Consider the following 17,296-nt stretch of genomic DNA (forward strand, 5'->3'; position numbering starts at 1 on the left):
GACTACACCGGGCTTTCGTTGCAGATGCGTCGCGGCGGACGCGTGGACAGGGTCAGCGGTACCGGTCCGCTACGACTCCGGGAGTGGTCGCCGGCGGGACGGGGTTTGTCGCGTTCTTGGGCCAGCGCCGGCGCGCCGTGGCCCTGCACGCACTCGGGATCCGGCCCGTCCAGCGGCAGACCGGTGAAGAACTTCGCCGCCATGCAGCCGCCACGGCAGCTGTCGTAATGCCCGCAGCTGCCGCAGGCGCCGGCGGACTGTGGTTCGCGCAGCTCGCGAAACAGCGGCGCGTTCTTCCAGACATTGTCAAATCCGCCGTCGGACAACACGTTTCCGGCGAGGAAGCGATCGTGGATGGCGAAGGGGCAGGCGTACACGTCGCCCACCGGGTCGATCAGGCAGACCACCCGCCCGGCCCCGCACATGTTCAGACCGGCCAGTGCGCCGGGTTCGCCGAGCCCCGACAGGTGGAAGAACGAGTCGCCGGTCAGCACGCGCTCACCCTTGGCGACCAGCCAGTCGTACAGCTGCACCTGCTGGTCGGCGGTCGGGTGCAGCTCGTCCCACACGTCGGCGCCGCGGCCCGAGGGACGCAGCCGGGTGATGCGCAGCGTGGCGCCGTAACGGCTTGCCAGAGCAGCGAATTCGTCGAGCTGGTCGACGTTGTGGCGGGTGACCACCACCGAGATCTTGGCGTCGGTGAAGCCGGCTGCGGCCAGGTTCTCCAGCGCGCGGATGGCCATCGCGTACGACCCGGGGCCACGCACGGCGTCGTTGACCTCCGCGGTGGCGCCGTCGAGCGAGATCTGGACGTCGACGTAGTCGCTGGCGGCCAGCCGCGCGGCCACTTCGGGTGTGATCCGCACCCCGTTGGTGGAGAACTTGACACCGACGTGGTGTGCGGTGGCGTAGTCAACCAGCTCCCAAAAGTCCGGCCGCACAGTGGGTTCCCCGCCGCCGATGTTGACGTAGAACACCTGCATGCGTTCCAGCTCGTCGATGATGTCCTTGCATTGCCGGGTGGAAAGCTCGCGCGGGTCGCGTTTGCCCGACGACGACAGGCAGTGCACGCATGACAGATTGCAGGCGTAGGTCAGCTCCCAGGTCAGGCAGATGGGTGCGTCGAGGCCGTGCTCGAACTGCTCGATCAGCCGCGGGACGACTGTTGTCATTGAATCTCCTTGGGCACCAGCATGTTCGAGTCGGCAAGCACACCCAGGGCATGCAGATAGGGCCGCTGTTCGCCGTCGGCGACGCCCGCGGCGCGGCAGGCGGCCCGGACGTCGGTGTGATCGGCAAGCGACTGCACCACGGCCAGGATGGTGCGGTTCTTCAAAAACGACAGCTTGCGGGTGCCGAAGTGATAGAGCAGTGCGCCGAACGGCTCCGGGCGCACTGCCACCTGCGGGTGCAACCGCCAGCCGGCGTCGGGATCGAACCCGCCCGGCGGGCCGGGCACGGTCAGTAGACCCCGCACATCCCGTCGATGGACACCTCTTCCACCAGGGTCTCGGTGACCAGTTCGGTGTCGCTGTCGATCTGCTGGTTGGGCTCCATAAACTTGCCTTTCGTCGTCGGGGGTTCGACAATCTCGGACAGAATATGGCATCGAGTGCCGAAATGGAAGGGCGGGTCATGCTGACGCAGTCGCGGGTGGGCCGGCGCCGCTCGACGACGCCGCACCACATCACCGATGTCGCCCTCGGCTTGTTCGCTGCCCGCGGTTTCGCCGAGGTCAGCGTCGACGACGTGGCGCAGGCCGCCGGCATCGCCCGCCGAACCCTGTTCCGCTACTACGCGTCCAAGAACGCGATCCCCTGGGGCGACTTCGACGCTCATCTGCAGCACCTGCGGGAGCTGCTCGACCAGGTCGACCCGGACGTGCCGCTCGGTCAGGCATTGCGGTCAGCGTTGTTGGCGTTCAACACCTTCGACGAATCGGAGACCGCCCGGCACCGGCAGCGCATGCGGGTGATCCTGCAAACCGCTGAGCTGCAAGCATATTCGATGACGATGTATGCGGGCTGGCGCGCGGTCATCGCCGAGTTCGTCGCGCACCGAACGGGTGCCGAGCCTGCCGATCTGCTTCCGCAGACCGTCGCATGGACCATGCTCGGGGTGGCGTTGAGCGCCTACGAGCATTGGCTCGACGACGAATCCGTGTCGTTGCCGCAGGCTCTCGGGAATGCGTTCGACGTCGTCGGCGCCGGGCTGGACCGACTGCGCCGGTGAGCACCCGGTTGCTGCGGAGCCTGCACCTGCAGTCGCAGGCATGCGCGGAGCTGGGCTCCGCGATGTACGGCGAGCTGCTCGATCGGGTGGCCGCCGATGTCGGCGCCGGCGGCGTGTTCGCGGGGATTCTGGCCGGCCACGAACACGATCCGGTGCGCCACGCGCTGCCGCTGCGACTGCTGGGGGGATTGCACCGGCTGGTGCTCGACGGGCGCGCGCCGACGTTGCGCCAGTGGTATCCGAGCACCGGTGGTCGCTGGGACGCCGGTGCGGCCTGGCCGCAGATCACCCTGACCGCGGCGCGGCATGCCGGGCTGCTGCGTGCTGCCCTCGATCAGCCGCCGCAGACCAACGAGGTGGGCCGGTCCGCCGCACTGATCGGTGCGCTGCTGATCCTGGCCCGCCGATTCGGTTTGCCGATAAGGCTTTTCGAGATCGGGTGCAGCGCCGGGCTGAACCTGCGGGCAGACCATTACCGCTACCGGTATACCGGCGGGCAGTGGGGTGCCGCCGACTCACCGGTGAGCATCGACGACGCCTGGCGCGGCAGTGTGCCGCCGGCTGCCGTCGTGCAGATCGTCGAACGGCGCGGCTACGACATCGCGCCCGTCAACGCCACCAGCCGCGACGGGGAATTGACACTGCTGAGCTACGTCTGGCCGGACATGTCTGCCAGGCTGGACCGGCTGCGGGGGGCGATCAGCGTCGCCCGGCGGGTACCCGCGCGACTGCTGCGGCGCGGGGCCGCCGACGCCGTCGCCGAGCTCAGCGTTGCGCCCGGCACGATCACCGTGCTGTGGCATTCCATCATGTGGCAGTACCTTTCCCGCGACGAACAGGCCGCGGTCCAGGCCGGCATCGACGCGCTGGCGGAGCGGGCGACCGCCGAATCGCCGTTTGTGCACCTCAGTTTGGAGCCGCACCGGCGAACACCTGATTCCCCGGTCGAGTTCCTGGTCCGTGCCCGCAGCTGGCCGGGCGGTACCGACGAGGTTCTGGCCGCGTGCTCGCCGCACGGGCCGCCGGTGACATGGGAATAGCGTGCCGGCTGCTGTCTCAGCGACTTCTCACGTGAGCGGGAGGATCCTGACAGCAGGCGCCAGTAATCTGCGGCGATGCCTCAGACACCGTGTCTTCGAGTCGATCCCGCCAGGGCGCACCGGCGCCCGAAAGTGACCGATGCAGTCCCGGCCCGATAGTCGCTTCGCGGGTTGTCATGTGCTCGCCGAGTTCACCGGGGTCAACCCGGCGCTCGCCAACGACGTCAGCCGACTTCGCCGCATCCTGGACGACGCACTCACCCGTGCCGGGGCGACTGTGTGCACAGTGATGGACAAGCAATTCGAGCCGCAGGGCGTGACTGTGCTCGCCTTGCTCGCCGAATCACACGCGTCGCTGCACACTTACCCGGAACTCGGTGCGGTATTCGTCGACGTCTTCACGTGCGGTCATGCTGCCGACTCCGAATACGCGGTGGAGTTGCTGCGCAAAGGAATCGGTGCACCAACAGCGGAGATCCGCACGGTATTTCGTGGCGCAGGTACGGAGATTGCCGACCCGATCTCGCCGGGGCTGGCCCAGCATTGGCAACTCTCGGAAGTAATCTGCGACGTGCACACGGAGTTCCAGCACGTCGTGATCGGCAGAACCGGCCAGGGTGTCGGGCTGTTCATGGACGGCGCATGCCAAAGCACGGAGATCAGCCAACTGGTCTATCACGAAGCGCTGCTGTTGCCGGCGCTACTGCTGGCACCCCGGATCGAACGCGTACTGGTCATCGGCTCCGGGGAGGGAGTCGTGAGCCAACTCGCGGTCGCGGCCGGCGCAACCCACGTCGATCACGTCGATATCGACCGCGAGGCCGTCCGATTGTGCGCGGAGCATCTGCCGTACGGATATTCCGCGGGTGAGCTGCGGCGGGCCGAAAGCGGGCTTGGCCCAGTCACAGTGCATTACCGCGACGGCTGGAGTTTCGTCGAAGAAACCACCGAGCGTTACGACGTCGTCGTGGTCGACCTTCCCGAGCAGACCGAGGAACCGGCTCAGCACAACCGACTGTTCTGCGCCGATTTCCTGCGGCAGTGCAAAACCGTCGGTGGCGTTGTCGTTAGCCAGGCGGGCTGCCCTACGCTGTGGCGCAACGAGAGTTTGACCCGATCGTGGCGGCACTTCCACGAAACGTTCGACGCCGTGGTCTATTTCGGCAGCGACGAGCACGAATGGGCATTCTTGTCCGGCGTCGCCGAGCCGCTGGACGATCCCGTCGCTACCATGAGAACCCGACTGGCGCAGCTGCCGTATCGGCCACGCACGATCGACGCGGAAATGCTCGCAGCCTCGACCCTGCCACCGCACGCGTTGCGCAGCCCTATGCGATAACCGCGGCTTACGGTTGAAACGCCGGACGGTTACAGCACGTCGGAGATCGGTGCTCCGGCAGCGATTTTAGCGCGCGTCTTCATCACCTTGGCGGGCATCCCGCCGCCGACGACGCCGACCACCACGCCGTCGCGCTCGTAGTACGCCAGGAACCGCCGGCCGTCGTCCTCGACGAGGTGCACGATGTCGGTGGCGTGCGGCTCGCCCAGACACTGAATTTTGACGTCGTACTGGTCGCTCCAAAAGTACGGGACCACAACGTTCGACGGCGTTTCCCGGCCCAGCATAGCGGGCACCACCACCCGGGCCTGTTCCGCGACGTTGCTCCAATGTTCAACGCGCACTTGATGTCCCGCAGGGTTGCGCCATGAGGCGACGTCGCCGAGCGCCCACACGTTGGGCACGCTGGTGCGTCCGGCCGCGTCGCACAGCACGCCGTTGTCCACCTTGATCCCGCTGCCGTCCAGCCAGTCGGTCGCCGGCCGCGACCCAATCCCGACCACCACCAAATCGGCGCTCACTTCGGCGCCGTCGGTCAGTACGACCGTGTCGACGTGTCCCCGGCCCCGGACCTCGGCCACACCGATCTCGGTGCGCACGTCGACCCCCTCGGCCCGGTGCAGCCGTGCCACCAGCCCGCCGATCTGCGCGCCGAGCACGGCCGCCAGCGGCGCGGGCTGCGGCTCTACCAGCACCACCTCCACGCCCAGGCCGCGCAGGCTGGCCGCCACCTCGCACCCGATGAAACCGGCACCGACGACGACGGCGCGTCGCGCGGCCGACGCGTGCCGGCGCAGCGCCAGGCTCTCGTCGAAGGAACGCAAAACCCGGATGCCCTCGAGGTCGGGGAAGGCCGGAATGCGCCGCGGCACCAGGCCGGTCGCGATGGCGAGCTCGTCGTAGCCCAGCACTGTCCCGTCGTCGAGCGTCACGGTTTGCGCCGCGGTGTCGAGGCTGGTGGCGGCCGAACCCAGTCGCAGCGTGATGTCGTTCTCGTCGTAGAACTCCCGCGGTTTGAGGGTGACGTCGTCGACCTCGCTGCGCAGCACCTCTTTCGAGAGCGGCGGCCGGTCGTAGGGCAGATGCACTTCGTCGCTGACGATGGTCAGCGGGCCGGTGTAGTCCGCCCTTCGCAGTTGTTCAGCGGTCCGCGCGGCAGCGAGCCCCCCGCCGACGATCACGATGCCTTTTGCGCTACTGGTCACGTGGAGTTCATACACGATCGCGGCGGCCAGCGGTGCGCCACCCCGCACCCCACGCAAAAATGACCGGACTAGTTGAACGCGGGTGTAACGAAACGCCTCAGCATTTCTTCTTCACGAATGCTGTCGCCGATTGGCCAGTACGCCAGCGACATGACCACCCGCACGATCCATTGGGCGGCCTGGGAGTCGTCGTCGGTGATGCCGGTGAGATCGGCAGCGAGATGCGCAAGGACCGGCGAGGAGTGCAGGTTCCCCATATCAGCGGCGGTAATCGAATCGAGCATTATGCGACGCAACGGGTCCGACCTGATTTGTTCCAGCGCCACGGTGATCGCGGTTATCACACGTTCAGCCCCGGTCAAACCATCAACCGCCCGCCGAACTGTGTCGACAATGCGGGCCGCCATGCGCATCACCACGGCATCGCGTATTTGAGCTTTCCCGCCTGCATAGCGATAGACAGTGGCGCGCGAACAGTGGACTCGAGCGGCCAAAGCGTCGATGTCCAAAGCGTCTAGCCCCTTGGCGACGATAAGTTCCGTGGCGGCGGCATAGATGCGGTCTGCAGCCACACTGCGGCGATCGCCACCCACGACCCAATCTTTTCGACCCATCGGTACAAGCCCCTTACGACTGGAGGATTCAGTTTCTCAAATGTGAGACAAGAACGGCGCTACGTTTCGGTCTTCGCCCTTATAGACAAGGTCCATTGAGACGACAGCCGTCGTGGGCCTCCACCAGCGATTTCAGCTTCGACCGCACCGCTTGACCCTGCAGGCCGGCGCCGATCAGGTTGAAAAAATGACGTCGTTGGATGGTCGCCTCGGTATCGAGCTATTCCAGGACCGATTCGTTCAGGACCCCTACCCGCTGTACGCGCGCATGCTCGCGGAGGGGCCGGTGCACCAGATCGGCGATTCCAGTTTCTACGCCGTGTGCAGTTGGGATGCGATCAACGATGCCATCGCGCGTCCGGAGGACTTCTCCTCAAACCTGACCGCGACGATGATCTATCAGCCCGACGGCACAGTGGCCGCGTTCCCCGTCGGAGAACTCGGCGGACCGACCCAGGCGCTGGCCACGGCCGACGACCCCGCGCATGCCGTGCATCGAAAGCTGCTGACACCGCAATTGGCGGCGAAACGCATTCGCACCGTCGAGCCCTTCATCGTGGCAACCGCCGATCAGTTGTGGAACGCCAACAGACGCGACGGATCCATCGAATGGATGAGCGCTGTGGCGAATCGGCTGCCGATGATGATTGTCGGGCGAATCATCGGCGTCCCCGACGAGGACGTCGACCGGCTGGTCCGATGGGGATACGCCGCAACCCAGGTCGTCGAAGGGCTCGTCAACTCCGAACAGCTCACTGCCGCAGGCATCGCGGTGGTGGAACTCGGCGGCTACATCACCGAACAATTCCGCCAAGCCGCAGCCGACCCCCGCGACAATCTGCTCGGCGAGCTTGCCACAGCGTGCGGTTCGGGTGAACTGGCTGAGATGACCGCGTTGGCGATGATGATTACGCTGTTCAGTGCCGGGGGTGAATCCACGGCGTCGTTAATCGGTTCCGCGGCTTGGATTTTGGCGACCCGAGCCGATATCCAACAGCAGCTGCGCGACCAACCGGACCTACTCGGCGTATTTCTCGAGGAAGTGTTGCGCTACGAACCGCCGTTCCGGGGCCATTACCGCCACGTCGTCCGCGACACCACCTTGTGCGGTGTCGACCTCCCCGCGGGTTCGCGCCTAATCCTGTTGTGGGGCGCGGCCAACCGCGATCCATCGCATTTCGATAACCCCAACGAATTTCGCCTCGACCGTCCCGGCGGGAAGGGGCATATCACGTTCGGCAAGGGCGCGCACTTCTGCGTGGGAGCCGCGCTCGCCAGGTTGGAAGCCCGTATCGTGCTTCGTCAGCTCCTTGATCACACCTCGAAAATCGAAGCGGCTGAAACCGGCCGATGGCTGCCGAGCCTACTGGTGCGACGCCTCGAACGTCTGCAACTGGCTTACCAATAGCGGCCTTGGTGTCAGTACTTCAGCACGCCCTTGTCGACGGGAATCTGCGCACCCGACAGCGTGCCCGAACCGTCGCCGGCCAGCCACACCACGACATCGGACACCTCGTCGGCCGTCATAAATCCGTTGGGCTGCAACGGCATTGGTGCAAAGCTGTGAATGTAGTGCGGATGCTTGGCGAAAATCTGCGTCATCGCATCCGGCTCGATCATCGGAGTGTCCACCGAATACGGGTGAATCGAGTTGACCCGGATACCGAATTCGCCGAGCTCCAGCGCCAGCGTGTTGGCCAGCCCGACGAGCCCGTGCTTGGACGCCGCGTAGTGGCCATTGCCGGGTGTGGCCTTCAGCCCCGCAGACGAGCTGACCACCACGATCGAGCCGCCGTTGCCGGCCTCGATCATCGCGGGCACAACCGCGCGGATGGTGCGCCAGGTGCCCGTCAGGTTGACGCCGATGACGGCGTCCCACTGGTCGTCGGTGAGTTCCCAAACCCGGCCCCAGCTCAGCACACCGGCGTTGGCCACCAGGATGTCGAGCCGGCCGAACTGCTCGACGCCGTCGGCCACCACCTGCCGCAGCGCGGCGTCGTCGCGAATGTCGACCTGGCGCGCCAGCACCTTGCGCCCTTCGGCTTCCACCGCGCGGACGGTCTCGGCAAGATCCTCCGCGGTGGCCGCCGGGTAGGTGATGCTGTCGGACACCGGCGCGCAGATGTCCACGGCGATGACGTCGGCGCCCTCGCGCGCCAGCCGGATGGCATGCGAGCGCCCCTGACCGCGGGCAGCGCCGGTGACTAACGCCACCCGGCCGTGCAACGTAGCTGACAACGACGCCCCTTCCACTGACTGCCGATCAGGCTAGCAGTCGAACTGAAACGTGTTCTAGTCGGGCGTCCAGCTCAGATTTCGGCGATGATCTGGGCGCGTTTGCTGGCGTACTCCTCGTCGGTCACCGCGCCCGACTGGTGCAGGCGCTCCAACTCCTGCAGGCGTTCGCCGATCGACTGCTCCCGAACGGTGTCCACTGGCCCTCCGGCCGGTGCGGCGGCGGCCGCCGGTTGCGTGGCCTGGCTTGCCGCGCGGCGCACCACCGCCTGAATCTGTTGACGAAGCACCGGGTTGGACCGCACGTCGACCATCCGGTTCACCGGAACGCCGTTGGCCTTGAGGACCTGCAGGATCTCCATCAACGGACCGGCTTGGCCGCTCAGATCGTATGTCGTGTTGTCCTCCGACACGGTGAACTGGGCCGGCACCAAACCGTTGACCAATGCGCTTCGCTCCCAGTCGATTTGGTATTCCTGCGTCGCAGGATCGACGAGCACCACCACTTTGCGCGCGGTGATGTTACCCAGTCGGGTGACGCTGGCGATGACCCGGTCTTCGCTGTCGAACGGCGTGAAGCCGGGCCCGGCGATATGCAGCTGCAATTTCACCAACGGCTGGTCGTTGATCCGGGTACCGGTTTCGGTGATTCCCATGATCTGAGCGAGCGCCAGAACGCCGTTTTGTTCCAGCGCAGCGGTTTTGGCGGCCGACTTGGCACCGTAATTGGCCAGGGCGAGGGCAATAAGCACGTCGGCTGCGGTCACCAGCAAGCCGACGTAAAACATCCACTTCAACAAGTCTTCCTGGCCGGTGGCGAAATACACGGCCAGAAAGATCGGCCCCACCAAGCCGCCGCACAACAACACGAACAACTGCGACTTCACATAGCGCCACAACACGCGTGTGAGAGTATCGCGCCACGAGTTACCGCGCACACGTAAAGCCCCCGACGCGCGCGCCGGGGGCTTTACGTGTGGTGCAGGACTACTTGATGATCTTGGTGACTCGGCCGGCGCCGACGGTACGGCCACCCTCGCGGATGGCGAACCGCAGACCCTCGTCCATGGCGACGGGCTGGATCAGCTTCACCGAGATGTCGGTGTTGTCACCGGGCATCACCATTTCGGTGCCCTCCGGCAGTGTCACCACACCGGTCACGTCGGTGGTGCGGAAGTAGAACTGCGGACGGTAGTTGTTGAAGAACGGCGTGTGCCGGCCGCCCTCGTCCTTGGACAGGATGTAGACCTGGCCCTCGAACTCGGTGTGCGGCGTGGTGGTGCCGGGCTTGGTCACAACCTGACCACGCTCGACGTCCTCACGCTTGACACCGCGCAGCAGCAGACCGACGTTGTCGCCGGCCTGGCCCTGGTCGAGCAGCTTGCGGAACATCTCCACGCCGGTGACCGTGGTCTTGGTGGTCTCCGGGCGGATGCCGACGATCTCGACTTCCTCGTTGACGTTGATCACGCCGCGCTCGACACGGCCGGTCACGACGGTGCCGCGACCGGTGATCGTGAAGACGTCCTCGACCGGCATCAGGAACGGCTTGTCGGTGTCGCGGACCGGGTCCGGGATCGACTCGTCGACCGCGTTCATCAGCTCCTCGACGGATTCGACCCACTTCGGGTCGCCCTCGAGCGCCTTGAGCGCCGATACCTTGACCACCGGGGCGTCCTCGTCGAACTCCTGGGCGGCCAGCAGCTCACGGACCTCCATCTCGACGAGCTCGAGCAGCTCCTCGTCGTCGACCATGTCGGCCTTGTTCAGCGCGACCAGGATGTAGGGCACCCCGACCTGACGGGCCAGCAGCACGTGCTCACGCGTCTGCGGCATCGGACCGTCCGTGGCGGCGACCACCAGGATCGCGCCGTCCATCTGGGCGGCGCCGGTGATCATGTTCTTGATGTAGTCGGCGTGGCCGGGGGCGTCGACGTGCGCGTAGTGACGCTTTTCGGTCTGGTACTCCACGTGGGAGATGTTGATGGTGATACCGCGCTGACGCTCCTCGGGCGCATTGTCGATCTGGTCGAATGCCCGCGACTCGTTCAACTCCGGGTACTTGTCGTGCAGGACCTTGGTAATAGCCGCGGTCAGCGTGGTCTTGCCGTGGTCAACGTGACCGATGGTCCCGATGTTGACGTGCGGCTTCGTCCGCTCGAACTTCGCCTTCGCCACTTCTGTGTCCTCCTGGACTTGTTGGTGCTCGTTAAAGCAGTGTTGATGGTTTCAGTTGTGCCCCGGTAGTGACCGGGCAAGGTTACTCCCCCGGTGAGATCACTCGCCGGTCGCCTTCGCGATGATCTCCTTCGACACGTTCGCCGGCACTTCGGCGTAGGAGTCGAACACCATGGAGTAGTTCGCCCGGCCTTGAGTCTTCGACCGCAGGTCGCCGACGTAGCCGAACATCTCCGACAGCGGCACGTGCGCCTTGACGACACGTGCGCCGCCCCGCTCCTCCATGGCCTGAATTTGACCACGGCGGGAGTTCAGGTCGCCGATCACGTCGCCCATGTAGTCCTCGGGCGTGGTGACCTCGACGGCCATGATCGGTTCCAGGATCACCGGCTGCGCCTGCCCGGCCGCCTTCTTCAGCGCCTGCGAACCAGCGATCTTGAACGCCATTTCCGACGAGTCCACCTCGTGGAACGCGCCGTCTTCCAGCGTCACCTTCAGGTTGACCAGCGGGTAGCCGGCCAGCACGCCGTACTGCATGGCGTCCTGGGCGCCGGCGTCCACCGACGGGATGTACTCGCGGGGCACGCGGCCACCGGTGACCTTGTTCTCGAATTCGTAGGTGGCGCCGTCTTCGCCGGTGAACGGCTCGACGGTGATGATGACCTTGGCGAACTGGCCCGAGCCGCCGGTCTGCTTCTTGTGGGTGTACTCGACGTGCTCCACCTTGCGGCGGATCGTCTCCTTGTACGCCACCTGCGGCTTACCGACGTTGGCCTCGACCTTGAACTCGCGGCGCATGCGGTCGACCAGGATGTCCAGGTGCAGCTCGCCCATCCCGCCGATGACGGTCTGGCCGGTCTCCTGGTCCAGGTGCACCTTGAAGGTCGGGTCCTCCTCGGCCAGCTTCTGGATCGACGCGGAGAGCTTCTCCTGGTCACTCTTGGTCTTGGGCTCGATGGCCACCTCGATCACCGGGTCGGGGAAGGTCATCGACTCCAGCACGACCTGCTGGTTGGGGTCGGAGAGCGTGTCGCCCGTGGTGGTGTCCTTCAGGCCGATCACCGCGTAGATGTGGCCGGCACTCGCCTTTTCGACAGGGTTTTCCTTGTTGGAGTGCATCTGGAACAGCTTGCCCAGCCGCTCCTTTTTGCCCTTGGTGGCGTTGATGACCTGGCTGCCGGAATCCACCGTGCCGGAGTAGACGCGGATGTAGGTCAGCTTGCCGAAGAACGGGTGCGAGGCGATCTTGAAGGCCAGCGCAGAGAACGGCTCGTCGGTGCTGGCGTGCCGGACGATCTCTTCGTCCTCGTTGCCGGGCGCGTGCCCGGTGGCCGGCGGCACGTCCAGCGGCGACGGCAGGTAGTCGACGACGGCGTCCAGCATCGGCTGCACGCCCTTGTTCTTGAACGCGCTGCCGCACAGCACCGGGTAGATCTCGCTGCCGATCGTCAGCTTGCGGATCGCCGCCTTGATCTCGTCGACGGTGATCTCCTCACCGCCGACGTACTTCTCGAGCAGGTGCTCGTCGGACTCCGCCACGGTTTCCAGCAATTTGGTGCGGTATTCCTCGGCGGTCTCGGCCAGCTCGGCCGGGATGTCGATGGTGTCGTAGGTCTCGCCGAGCTTGGTTTCGCCGCGCCAGACCTTGGCGTTCATCTCGACCAGGTCGACGACGCCCTCGAACTCGCTCTCCGAGCCGATCGGCAGCTGGATCGGCACGGCATTGGCGCCGAGCCGCTCCTCCATGGTCTTGACCGAAAAGTAGAAGTCGGCGCCGATCTTGTCCATCTTGTTGACGAAGCAGATCCGCGGCACGTTGTACTTGTCGGCCTGCCGCCATACCTGCTCGGACTGCGGCTCCACACCTTCCTTGCCGTCGAACACGGCCACGGCGCCGTCGAGCACCCGGAGGTTGCGCTCCACCTCGACGGTGAAGTCGACGTGACCGGGCGTGTCGATGATGTTGAGCTGGTTGTCTTTCCAGAACGTGGTGGTAGCCGCGGAGGTGATGGTGATCCCCCGCTCTTGCTCCTGCTCCATCCAGTCCATCGTGGCGGCGCCGTCGTGGACCTCACCGATCTTGTAGTTGATGCCGGTGTAGTAGAGGATGCGTTCCGTCGTCGTCGTCTTTCCGGCATCGATGTGCGCCATGATGCCGAAGTTGCGGACCTTGCTCAGGTCGGTTAGCACGTCCTTCTGTGCCACAGAAGTCTTCCCACTCTCATCGTTGCTTGGTTAGCTGTTCTCTTCGCCTCCGGCCGCGCTGCCAATTGGCGCCGGAGCGGCGCCTACCAGCGATAGTGCGCGAAGGCGCGGTTTGCCTCGGCCATCTTGTGGGTGTCCTCACGCCGCTTGACGGAAGCCCCGAGGCCGTTGCTGGCATCCAGGATCTCGTTTGCCAGGCGCTCGACCATGGTCTTTTCCCGACGTTGCCGGGAGAAGCTGACCAGCCAGCGCAGCGCCAGCGTGGTGGACCGGTCCGGACGCACCTCGACGGGCACCTGATAGGTGGCACCACCGACGCGCCGACTGCGGACCTCCAGGGCCGGCTTGACGTTGTCCAGAGCCCGCTTGAGGGTGATGACCGGATCGGTGCCGGTCTTTTCGCGGGCCTGTTCGAGCGCACCGTAAACAATGCGTTCGGCGAGGGATTTCTTCCCTTTCAGGAGAACCTTGTTCACCAGCTGGGTGACCAGCTGCGACCCGTAGACCGGGTCGTTGACCAGCGGACGCTTCGGCGCGGGGCCCTTGCGCGGCATCAGCTCTTCTCCTTCTTGGCGCCGTAGCGGCTGCGGGCCTGCTTGCGGTTCTTGACGCCCTGAGTGTCCAGCGATCCGCGGATGATCTTGTAGCGCACGCCGGGCAGGTCCTTCACCCGGCCGCCACGCACCAGCACCATCGAGTGCTCCTGCAGATTGTGGCCCTCGCCGGGGATGTATGCGGTGACTTCAACCTGGCTGGTCAGCTTGACGCGCGCCACCTTCCGAAGCGCCGAGTTCGGCTTCTTCGGAGTCGTGGTGTACACGCGCGTGCACACGCCACGGCGCTGCGGGCTGCCCTTGAGGGCCGCGGTCTTGACCTTGCCGATCTTGTCGCGGCGCCCCTTGCGGACCAGCTGCTGAATGGTTGGCATCTACCGGCTTCCTGTGTTGGTCTGTCGTACTGCAGTTTTGCCCTGCCCCGGAATAGTCTCCGTACCCCGCGGCCGGGTGTGTCGCACGCGCCTGCCCCGGGCTCATCCGTTGCGTCATGGACATGCGAATTGGCCCGGCGTGCGCCTTACGTCACCGAAGGCGCCATACGCTGCCAGGCGCGAGCATCCACAATACCCGCCGCTGGTCGGGCAGGTCAAAGCGACGCCGACGGGGGTGCGCTGCGACGTTCCAGGCCGGCCGCCAGGCGCAGCACCATGTCGGAGAACACCGCGTCGGTGTCGATCTCGTCCATCACCCCGGTCATCTCGAGCAGCACAAACCCGTGCAGCGCCGACCAGAACTCCAGCGCCGCATAGAAGGCTTCCTCGCCGTCCAGGCCGTAGGAGGTCAGCACCGAGATGACCGGTGCGGCCGCGGCCCGGGTGGCGGCGGTGTATTCCGGGTCGTCGCCGCCGAGCGGCATCCGGGTGAACGCCGAATACCGACCCGGGTGGTGGTGGGCGTAGCTGCGGTAGGCGCCGGCCATGACCAGCACGGCGTCGTCGCGGGCCCGGCCCTCACCGACCCGGTTCAGCATCGTGATGATGTCGTCGATCACCCGCATGCGCACCGTGCGGCGCAGGTCTTCCAGGCTGTGCACGTGGTTGTAGAGCGACGGGCCCTTGGTTCCCAGCTGCGTCGCCAGCGCGTTGATGGTCAGCGCGTCCCAGCCCTCGCGGTCCAGGAAGGTGAGCGCGGCGTTGATGATGATGTCGCGGCTCAGCTTTGCCGGGCGGGCCGCCGACTTGGCCGCGGCGCGCGAGCGACCACCCGGTGTCTCCGGCTCTGCTGCCATGCTGCTCGCCCTTCGGTTTGCCTCGACCCGCTTTCCCCATCGGACCAGGGTCAGCGAAGAACTCTAGTTGACAAATCCGGGAAGGCGGCCATTGGACAAGGCGATGCACGTAGGCTCTCCTCGAGCAGATCACCCGCCACGGCGAGAGGAACGCGCGGTGAAATGGACGACTCTTGGGCGCACCTCTGCGGCCTGTGCGATCGCCATTGGTTGCACGTTGTTCGCCGGGGCCGCAACCGCATCCGCCAAGAACGGTGACACCCACATCACCGGCGAAGGCGTCGAGCAGACGGTGGACTGCAACAACGCCACGCTGATCGTCAACGGCACCTACAACTCCGTCAACGCGCTGGGAACCTGCTGGGCGGTGACGGTCATGGGTTCGGGCAACACCGTCGTCGCCGACACCGTCGTCAACGACATCACCGTCTACGGCTCCGACGAGACGGTCTACTTCCGCAACGGCGACCCGGTCATCTGGGATCGCGGTCGCGAACTGGGCATGGTCAACCGCATCAACCGTGCAGCGTGAGTTTTTGCACCAGCCACAACCGGAGAATCGAGGAAGAATGCGCGCGTACACGATTCTGGCGCTGTCGGCGACAGTGGTGGTTTTCGGGCTGACCGGCTGCGGGTCGCATGAGAAACACGCGACGCCGTCGACCAGCACCACCAGCGGAAGCACCGGCGCACAGTTCGAGGTCGGCAACACGATCAACTACGGATCATTCGGAACCACAACCGATCTTGACTGCGCCGACGGGAAGTCGCTCAACGTCGGCGGCTCCAACAACACGCTGACCGTCAAGGGCACGTGCGGGACGGTGAGCATCGGCGGCGCCGACAACAAGATCACTTTCGACAAGATCGACAAGCAACTCAGCGTCGTCGGGCTCAACAACACGGTCACCTATAAAAACGGCGACCCCAAGGTCGACAACCTCGGTTCGGGCAACACGATCAACAAGGGCTAGGCGTCAGCGCCGTGGCGGCCGGCCCCGGCCGCGAAGCGTCCCGCGCCTTCCATCGCCTCGGCGCTGACGCGGGAGATGCTGGCGAATTCGTAGTCCAGCGCCTCTGATTCTGTTGTGCACCATTGGTGCAGCGCCGAAAGCCGATCCGATCGCATGCACTGCTGTGGCAGCGCAGCCAGCTGGGCCGCCAGTTCCTCGGCGGCCTGGCGAGCTTGACCCTTGGGCACGACGCGGTTGGCCAGGCCGATCGCGTGGGCTTCGGCGGCGTCGACGCCGCGGCCGGTGAGGATCATGTCCATCGCCCGGCTGTGCCCGATCAGTCGCGGCAGCCGGATGGTGCCGCCGTCGATCAGCGGAACCCCCCAGCGCCGGCAGAACACCCCGAACACGGCGTCCTCCTCCGCGACCCGCAGATCGCACCACAACGCCAATTCCAGGCCGCCGGCCACCGCATACCCGCTTACCGCGGCGATCACGGGCTTGGACAACACCATTCGCGTCGGCCCCATCGGGCCGGGACCGGTCCGGTGCACCGGGTTGGCGTCCGGCGTGCCGAACGCCTTCAAATCGGCTCCGGCGCAAAACGTTCCACCGTCGCCCCACAGCACCGCCACCGATGCGGCGTCGTCGCGGTCGAACTCCTCGAACGCGGCGAACAAGGCGGCCGCCGTCGGGCCGTTGACGGCGTTGCGGGCCTCCGGCCGGTTCAGGATCACGGTGGTGACCGGCCCATTGCGCTCGACCCGTACCGGCTCGCTCATCTTGCCTCCACTAGTTGAGTTTGGTTGCGCCGCTTGGTCAGTTCGGCGGCGAAGTCGTGGTAGGCGGCGCGCAACTGGGCGCCGGGCCAGTCGGCGGGCAGCAGTTCGCTCGGCAGCATCGGGTCGCTGAGCAGGTGGCGAACCATCGCGGCGGCCACCACAAACCGGCCGGGAATGTCGGAGGCGGCGGCCATCTCGTCGAGCAAGCCGTGGCCGGTCTGCGACCACCCGGGCAGATCCCACAGCCGTCCGGCCAGCTCGGCGGGCTCGTCGTCGCGGGCCTTGAGGATGCGCAGCCGGCCCCGGATCTCCGCGTCCAAATCGAGCGGCAGGTTGTCCGGCCGCATCCACACGCCTTCGCGTAATTCGCCGAACCGCTTGTCGTGCAAGGTGGTTCGCAGGACGGCACGGGTGCGTGCGTCGGTGCCGATGCTGGTGACGATCAGCGTGGTCCAATAGCCGCGCCATGGCTTTACCCGCAGGCTGATCGCCTCGTCCTGACGGCGCTGGCGGGCCAGCAGCCGGTCGGAAAGCCGGTAGCCGTCGGCGGAGCGGACCAGGTCGCCGTTGCTCACCATCCGGGTCAGCGCAACCCTGAGTGTGGGTTCCTTGATACCGAAATCGCTGGTAAGCCTGACCAATTCGGCGGCGCTGGCCCATGCTGGGTGAGCACCCAGCAGCACCGACAGCACGACCGAGCGTGCGGTCATGCGGGCCAGCGTTCTCGG

20 protein-coding genes are annotated in these 17,296 nt (G+C 65.9%); 6 read left to right on the forward strand and 14 right to left on the reverse strand.

What is annotated here, in order from left to right:
• Positions 1 to 2: 2 nt before the first annotated feature.
• Genes mftC through mftA form a run of 3 tightly spaced genes read right to left on the reverse strand, consistent with a single transcriptional unit; the run spans position 3 to position 1,557 of the window.
• The gene (mftC, locus tag AWC14_RS15925; protein ID WP_045384080.1) at positions 3 to 1,172 is read right to left on the reverse strand and encodes a mycofactocin radical SAM maturase; all 1,170 of its coding nucleotides are present in this window, start codon (positions 1,170 to 1,172) and stop codon (positions 3 to 5) included.
• On the reverse strand, positions 1,169 to 1,477 hold the full coding sequence (gene mftB, locus AWC14_RS15930) for a mycofactocin biosynthesis chaperone MftB (RefSeq protein WP_045384077.1): 309 nt from the start codon (positions 1,475 to 1,477) through the stop codon (positions 1,169 to 1,171). Before mftB ends, mftC begins: the two co-directional genes overlap by 4 nt.
• Positions 1,462 to 1,557, reverse strand: a complete 96-nt coding sequence (gene mftA, locus AWC14_RS29655) for a mycofactocin precursor MftA (protein WP_139818473.1) — start codon at positions 1,555 to 1,557, stop codon at positions 1,462 to 1,464. The genes mftB and mftA overlap by 16 nt, the downstream gene beginning before the upstream one ends.
• A gap of 78 nt (positions 1,558 to 1,635) precedes the next feature.
• Between mftA and mftR the strand changes: the two genes are divergently transcribed.
• From mftR to speD, 3 genes are all read left to right on the forward strand, one after another.
• Positions 1,636 to 2,232 carry a mycofactocin system transcriptional regulator gene (gene mftR / locus AWC14_RS15935; RefSeq protein ID WP_162267190.1) on the forward strand — a complete coding sequence of 199 codons (597 nt, stop codon included), beginning with the start codon at positions 1,636 to 1,638 and terminating at the stop codon, positions 2,230 to 2,232.
• The gene (locus AWC14_RS15940) at positions 2,229 to 3,272 is read left to right on the forward strand and encodes a DUF2332 domain-containing protein (protein WP_045384069.1); all 1,044 of its coding nucleotides are present in this window, start codon (positions 2,229 to 2,231) and stop codon (positions 3,270 to 3,272) included. Before mftR ends, AWC14_RS15940 begins: the two co-directional genes overlap by 4 nt.
• A gap of 139 nt (positions 3,273 to 3,411) precedes the next feature.
• Entirely contained in the window at positions 3,412 to 4,611 is a 1,200-nt protein-coding gene (gene speD / locus AWC14_RS15945) for an adenosylmethionine decarboxylase (protein ID WP_045384068.1), read from the forward strand.
• A gap of 29 nt (positions 4,612 to 4,640) precedes the next feature.
• Here speD and AWC14_RS15950 read toward each other — a convergent pair whose 3' ends face one another.
• Both AWC14_RS15950 and AWC14_RS15955 read right to left on the reverse strand, forming a co-directional pair.
• Positions 4,641 to 5,846, reverse strand: coding sequence for an NAD(P)/FAD-dependent oxidoreductase (locus AWC14_RS15950; protein WP_142281722.1), 1,206 nt, complete (start codon positions 5,844 to 5,846; stop codon positions 4,641 to 4,643).
• Between the two features lie 38 nt (positions 5,847 to 5,884).
• Entirely contained in the window at positions 5,885 to 6,430 is a 546-nt protein-coding gene (locus AWC14_RS15955) for a TetR/AcrR family transcriptional regulator (protein WP_045384061.1), read from the reverse strand.
• A 187-nt stretch (positions 6,431 to 6,617) separates the two neighbouring features.
• Here AWC14_RS15955 and AWC14_RS15960 point away from each other — a divergent pair, with 187 nt between their 5' ends.
• The gene (locus AWC14_RS15960; protein ID WP_045384090.1) at positions 6,618 to 7,838 is read left to right on the forward strand and encodes a cytochrome P450; all 1,221 of its coding nucleotides are present in this window, start codon (positions 6,618 to 6,620) and stop codon (positions 7,836 to 7,838) included.
• A gap of 11 nt (positions 7,839 to 7,849) precedes the next feature.
• On the opposite strand, the gene AWC14_RS15965 is transcribed toward AWC14_RS15960, so the two are convergent.
• The 7 genes from AWC14_RS15965 to AWC14_RS15995 form a co-directional block, all read right to left on the reverse strand.
• Positions 7,850 to 8,668 carry a mycofactocin-coupled SDR family oxidoreductase gene (locus AWC14_RS15965; protein WP_081968316.1) on the reverse strand — a complete coding sequence of 273 codons (819 nt, stop codon included), beginning with the start codon at positions 8,666 to 8,668 and terminating at the stop codon, positions 7,850 to 7,852.
• A gap of 71 nt (positions 8,669 to 8,739) precedes the next feature.
• A complete protein-coding gene (locus AWC14_RS15970; protein WP_085241350.1) occupies positions 8,740 to 9,567 on the reverse strand; it encodes an SHOCT domain-containing protein in 828 nt (275 codons plus the stop codon).
• A gap of 85 nt (positions 9,568 to 9,652) precedes the next feature.
• Complete coding sequence (tuf, locus tag AWC14_RS15975) at positions 9,653 to 10,843, reverse strand: elongation factor Tu (RefSeq protein WP_045382598.1); 1,191 nt, start codon at positions 10,841 to 10,843, stop codon at positions 9,653 to 9,655.
• 99 nt (positions 10,844 to 10,942) lie between these two features.
• Positions 10,943 to 13,048, reverse strand: coding sequence for an elongation factor G (gene fusA, locus AWC14_RS15980; protein WP_081968248.1), 2,106 nt, complete (start codon positions 13,046 to 13,048; stop codon positions 10,943 to 10,945).
• 83 nt (positions 13,049 to 13,131) lie between these two features.
• Positions 13,132 to 13,602, reverse strand: coding sequence for a 30S ribosomal protein S7 (gene rpsG / locus AWC14_RS15985; protein ID WP_045382601.1), 471 nt, complete (start codon positions 13,600 to 13,602; stop codon positions 13,132 to 13,134).
• Entirely contained in the window at positions 13,602 to 13,976 is a 375-nt protein-coding gene (rpsL, locus tag AWC14_RS15990; RefSeq protein ID WP_003879423.1) for a 30S ribosomal protein S12, read from the reverse strand. Before rpsL ends, rpsG begins: the two co-directional genes overlap by 1 nt.
• 215 nt (positions 13,977 to 14,191) lie before the next feature.
• On the reverse strand, positions 14,192 to 14,833 hold the full coding sequence (locus tag AWC14_RS15995) for a TetR/AcrR family transcriptional regulator (protein ID WP_045382603.1): 642 nt from the start codon (positions 14,831 to 14,833) through the stop codon (positions 14,192 to 14,194).
• 157 nt (positions 14,834 to 14,990) lie between these two features.
• Here AWC14_RS15995 and AWC14_RS16000 point away from each other — a divergent pair, with 157 nt between their 5' ends.
• Both AWC14_RS16000 and AWC14_RS16005 read left to right on the forward strand, forming a co-directional pair.
• Positions 14,991 to 15,365 (forward strand): DUF3060 domain-containing protein, encoded by a 375-nt coding sequence (locus AWC14_RS16000; RefSeq protein ID WP_045382607.1) that lies wholly within the window; start codon positions 14,991 to 14,993, stop codon positions 15,363 to 15,365.
• 37 nt (positions 15,366 to 15,402) lie between these two features.
• Positions 15,403 to 15,807, forward strand: a complete 405-nt coding sequence (locus AWC14_RS16005; protein WP_045382609.1) for a DUF3060 domain-containing protein — start codon at positions 15,403 to 15,405, stop codon at positions 15,805 to 15,807.
• On the opposite strand, the gene AWC14_RS16010 is transcribed toward AWC14_RS16005, so the two are convergent.
• Both AWC14_RS16010 and AWC14_RS16015 read right to left on the reverse strand, forming a co-directional pair.
• A complete protein-coding gene (locus AWC14_RS16010; RefSeq protein WP_045382612.1) occupies positions 15,804 to 16,568 on the reverse strand; it encodes a crotonase/enoyl-CoA hydratase family protein in 765 nt (254 codons plus the stop codon). The two genes, AWC14_RS16005 and AWC14_RS16010, sit on opposite strands and share 4 nt — an antisense overlap.
• Positions 16,565 to 17,287, reverse strand: a complete 723-nt coding sequence (locus tag AWC14_RS16015) for a PaaX family transcriptional regulator C-terminal domain-containing protein (protein ID WP_142281723.1) — start codon at positions 17,285 to 17,287, stop codon at positions 16,565 to 16,567. Before AWC14_RS16015 ends, AWC14_RS16010 begins: the two co-directional genes overlap by 4 nt.
• Positions 17,288 to 17,296 lie beyond the last annotated feature (9 nt).

The sequence above is a fragment of the Mycobacterium kyorinense genome, assembly GCF_002101735.1.
Lineage (GTDB): Bacteria > Actinomycetota > Actinomycetes > Mycobacteriales > Mycobacteriaceae > Mycobacterium > Mycobacterium kyorinense.

Coding starts and splice junctions, on each gene's coding strand:
- mftC (WP_045384080.1), bottom strand. CDS start 1,172: ATGACAACAGTCGTCCCGCGGCTGATCGAGCAGTTCGAGCACGGCCTC.
- mftA (WP_139818473.1), bottom strand. CDS start 1,557: ATGGAGCCCAACCAGCAGATCGACAGCGACACCGAACTGGTCACCGAG.
- mftR (WP_162267190.1), top strand. CDS start 1,636: ATGCTGACGCAGTCGCGGGTGGGCCGGCGCCGCTCGACGACGCCGCAC.
- speD (WP_045384068.1), top strand. CDS start 3,412: ATGCAGTCCCGGCCCGATAGTCGCTTCGCGGGTTGTCATGTGCTCGCC.
- AWC14_RS15955 (WP_045384061.1), bottom strand. CDS start 6,430: ATGGGTCGAAAAGATTGGGTCGTGGGTGGCGATCGCCGCAGTGTGGCT.
- AWC14_RS15960 (WP_045384090.1), top strand. CDS start 6,618: ATGACGTCGTTGGATGGTCGCCTCGGTATCGAGCTATTCCAGGACCGA.
- rpsG (WP_045382601.1), bottom strand. CDS start 13,602: ATGCCGCGCAAGGGCCCCGCGCCGAAGCGTCCGCTGGTCAACGACCCG.
- rpsL (WP_003879423.1), bottom strand. CDS start 13,976: ATGCCAACCATTCAGCAGCTGGTCCGCAAGGGGCGCCGCGACAAGATC.
- AWC14_RS15995 (WP_045382603.1), bottom strand. CDS start 14,833: ATGGCAGCAGAGCCGGAGACACCGGGTGGTCGCTCGCGCGCCGCGGCC.
- AWC14_RS16005 (WP_045382609.1), top strand. CDS start 15,403: ATGCGCGCGTACACGATTCTGGCGCTGTCGGCGACAGTGGTGGTTTTC.
- AWC14_RS16010 (WP_045382612.1), bottom strand. CDS start 16,568: ATGAGCGAGCCGGTACGGGTCGAGCGCAATGGGCCGGTCACCACCGTG.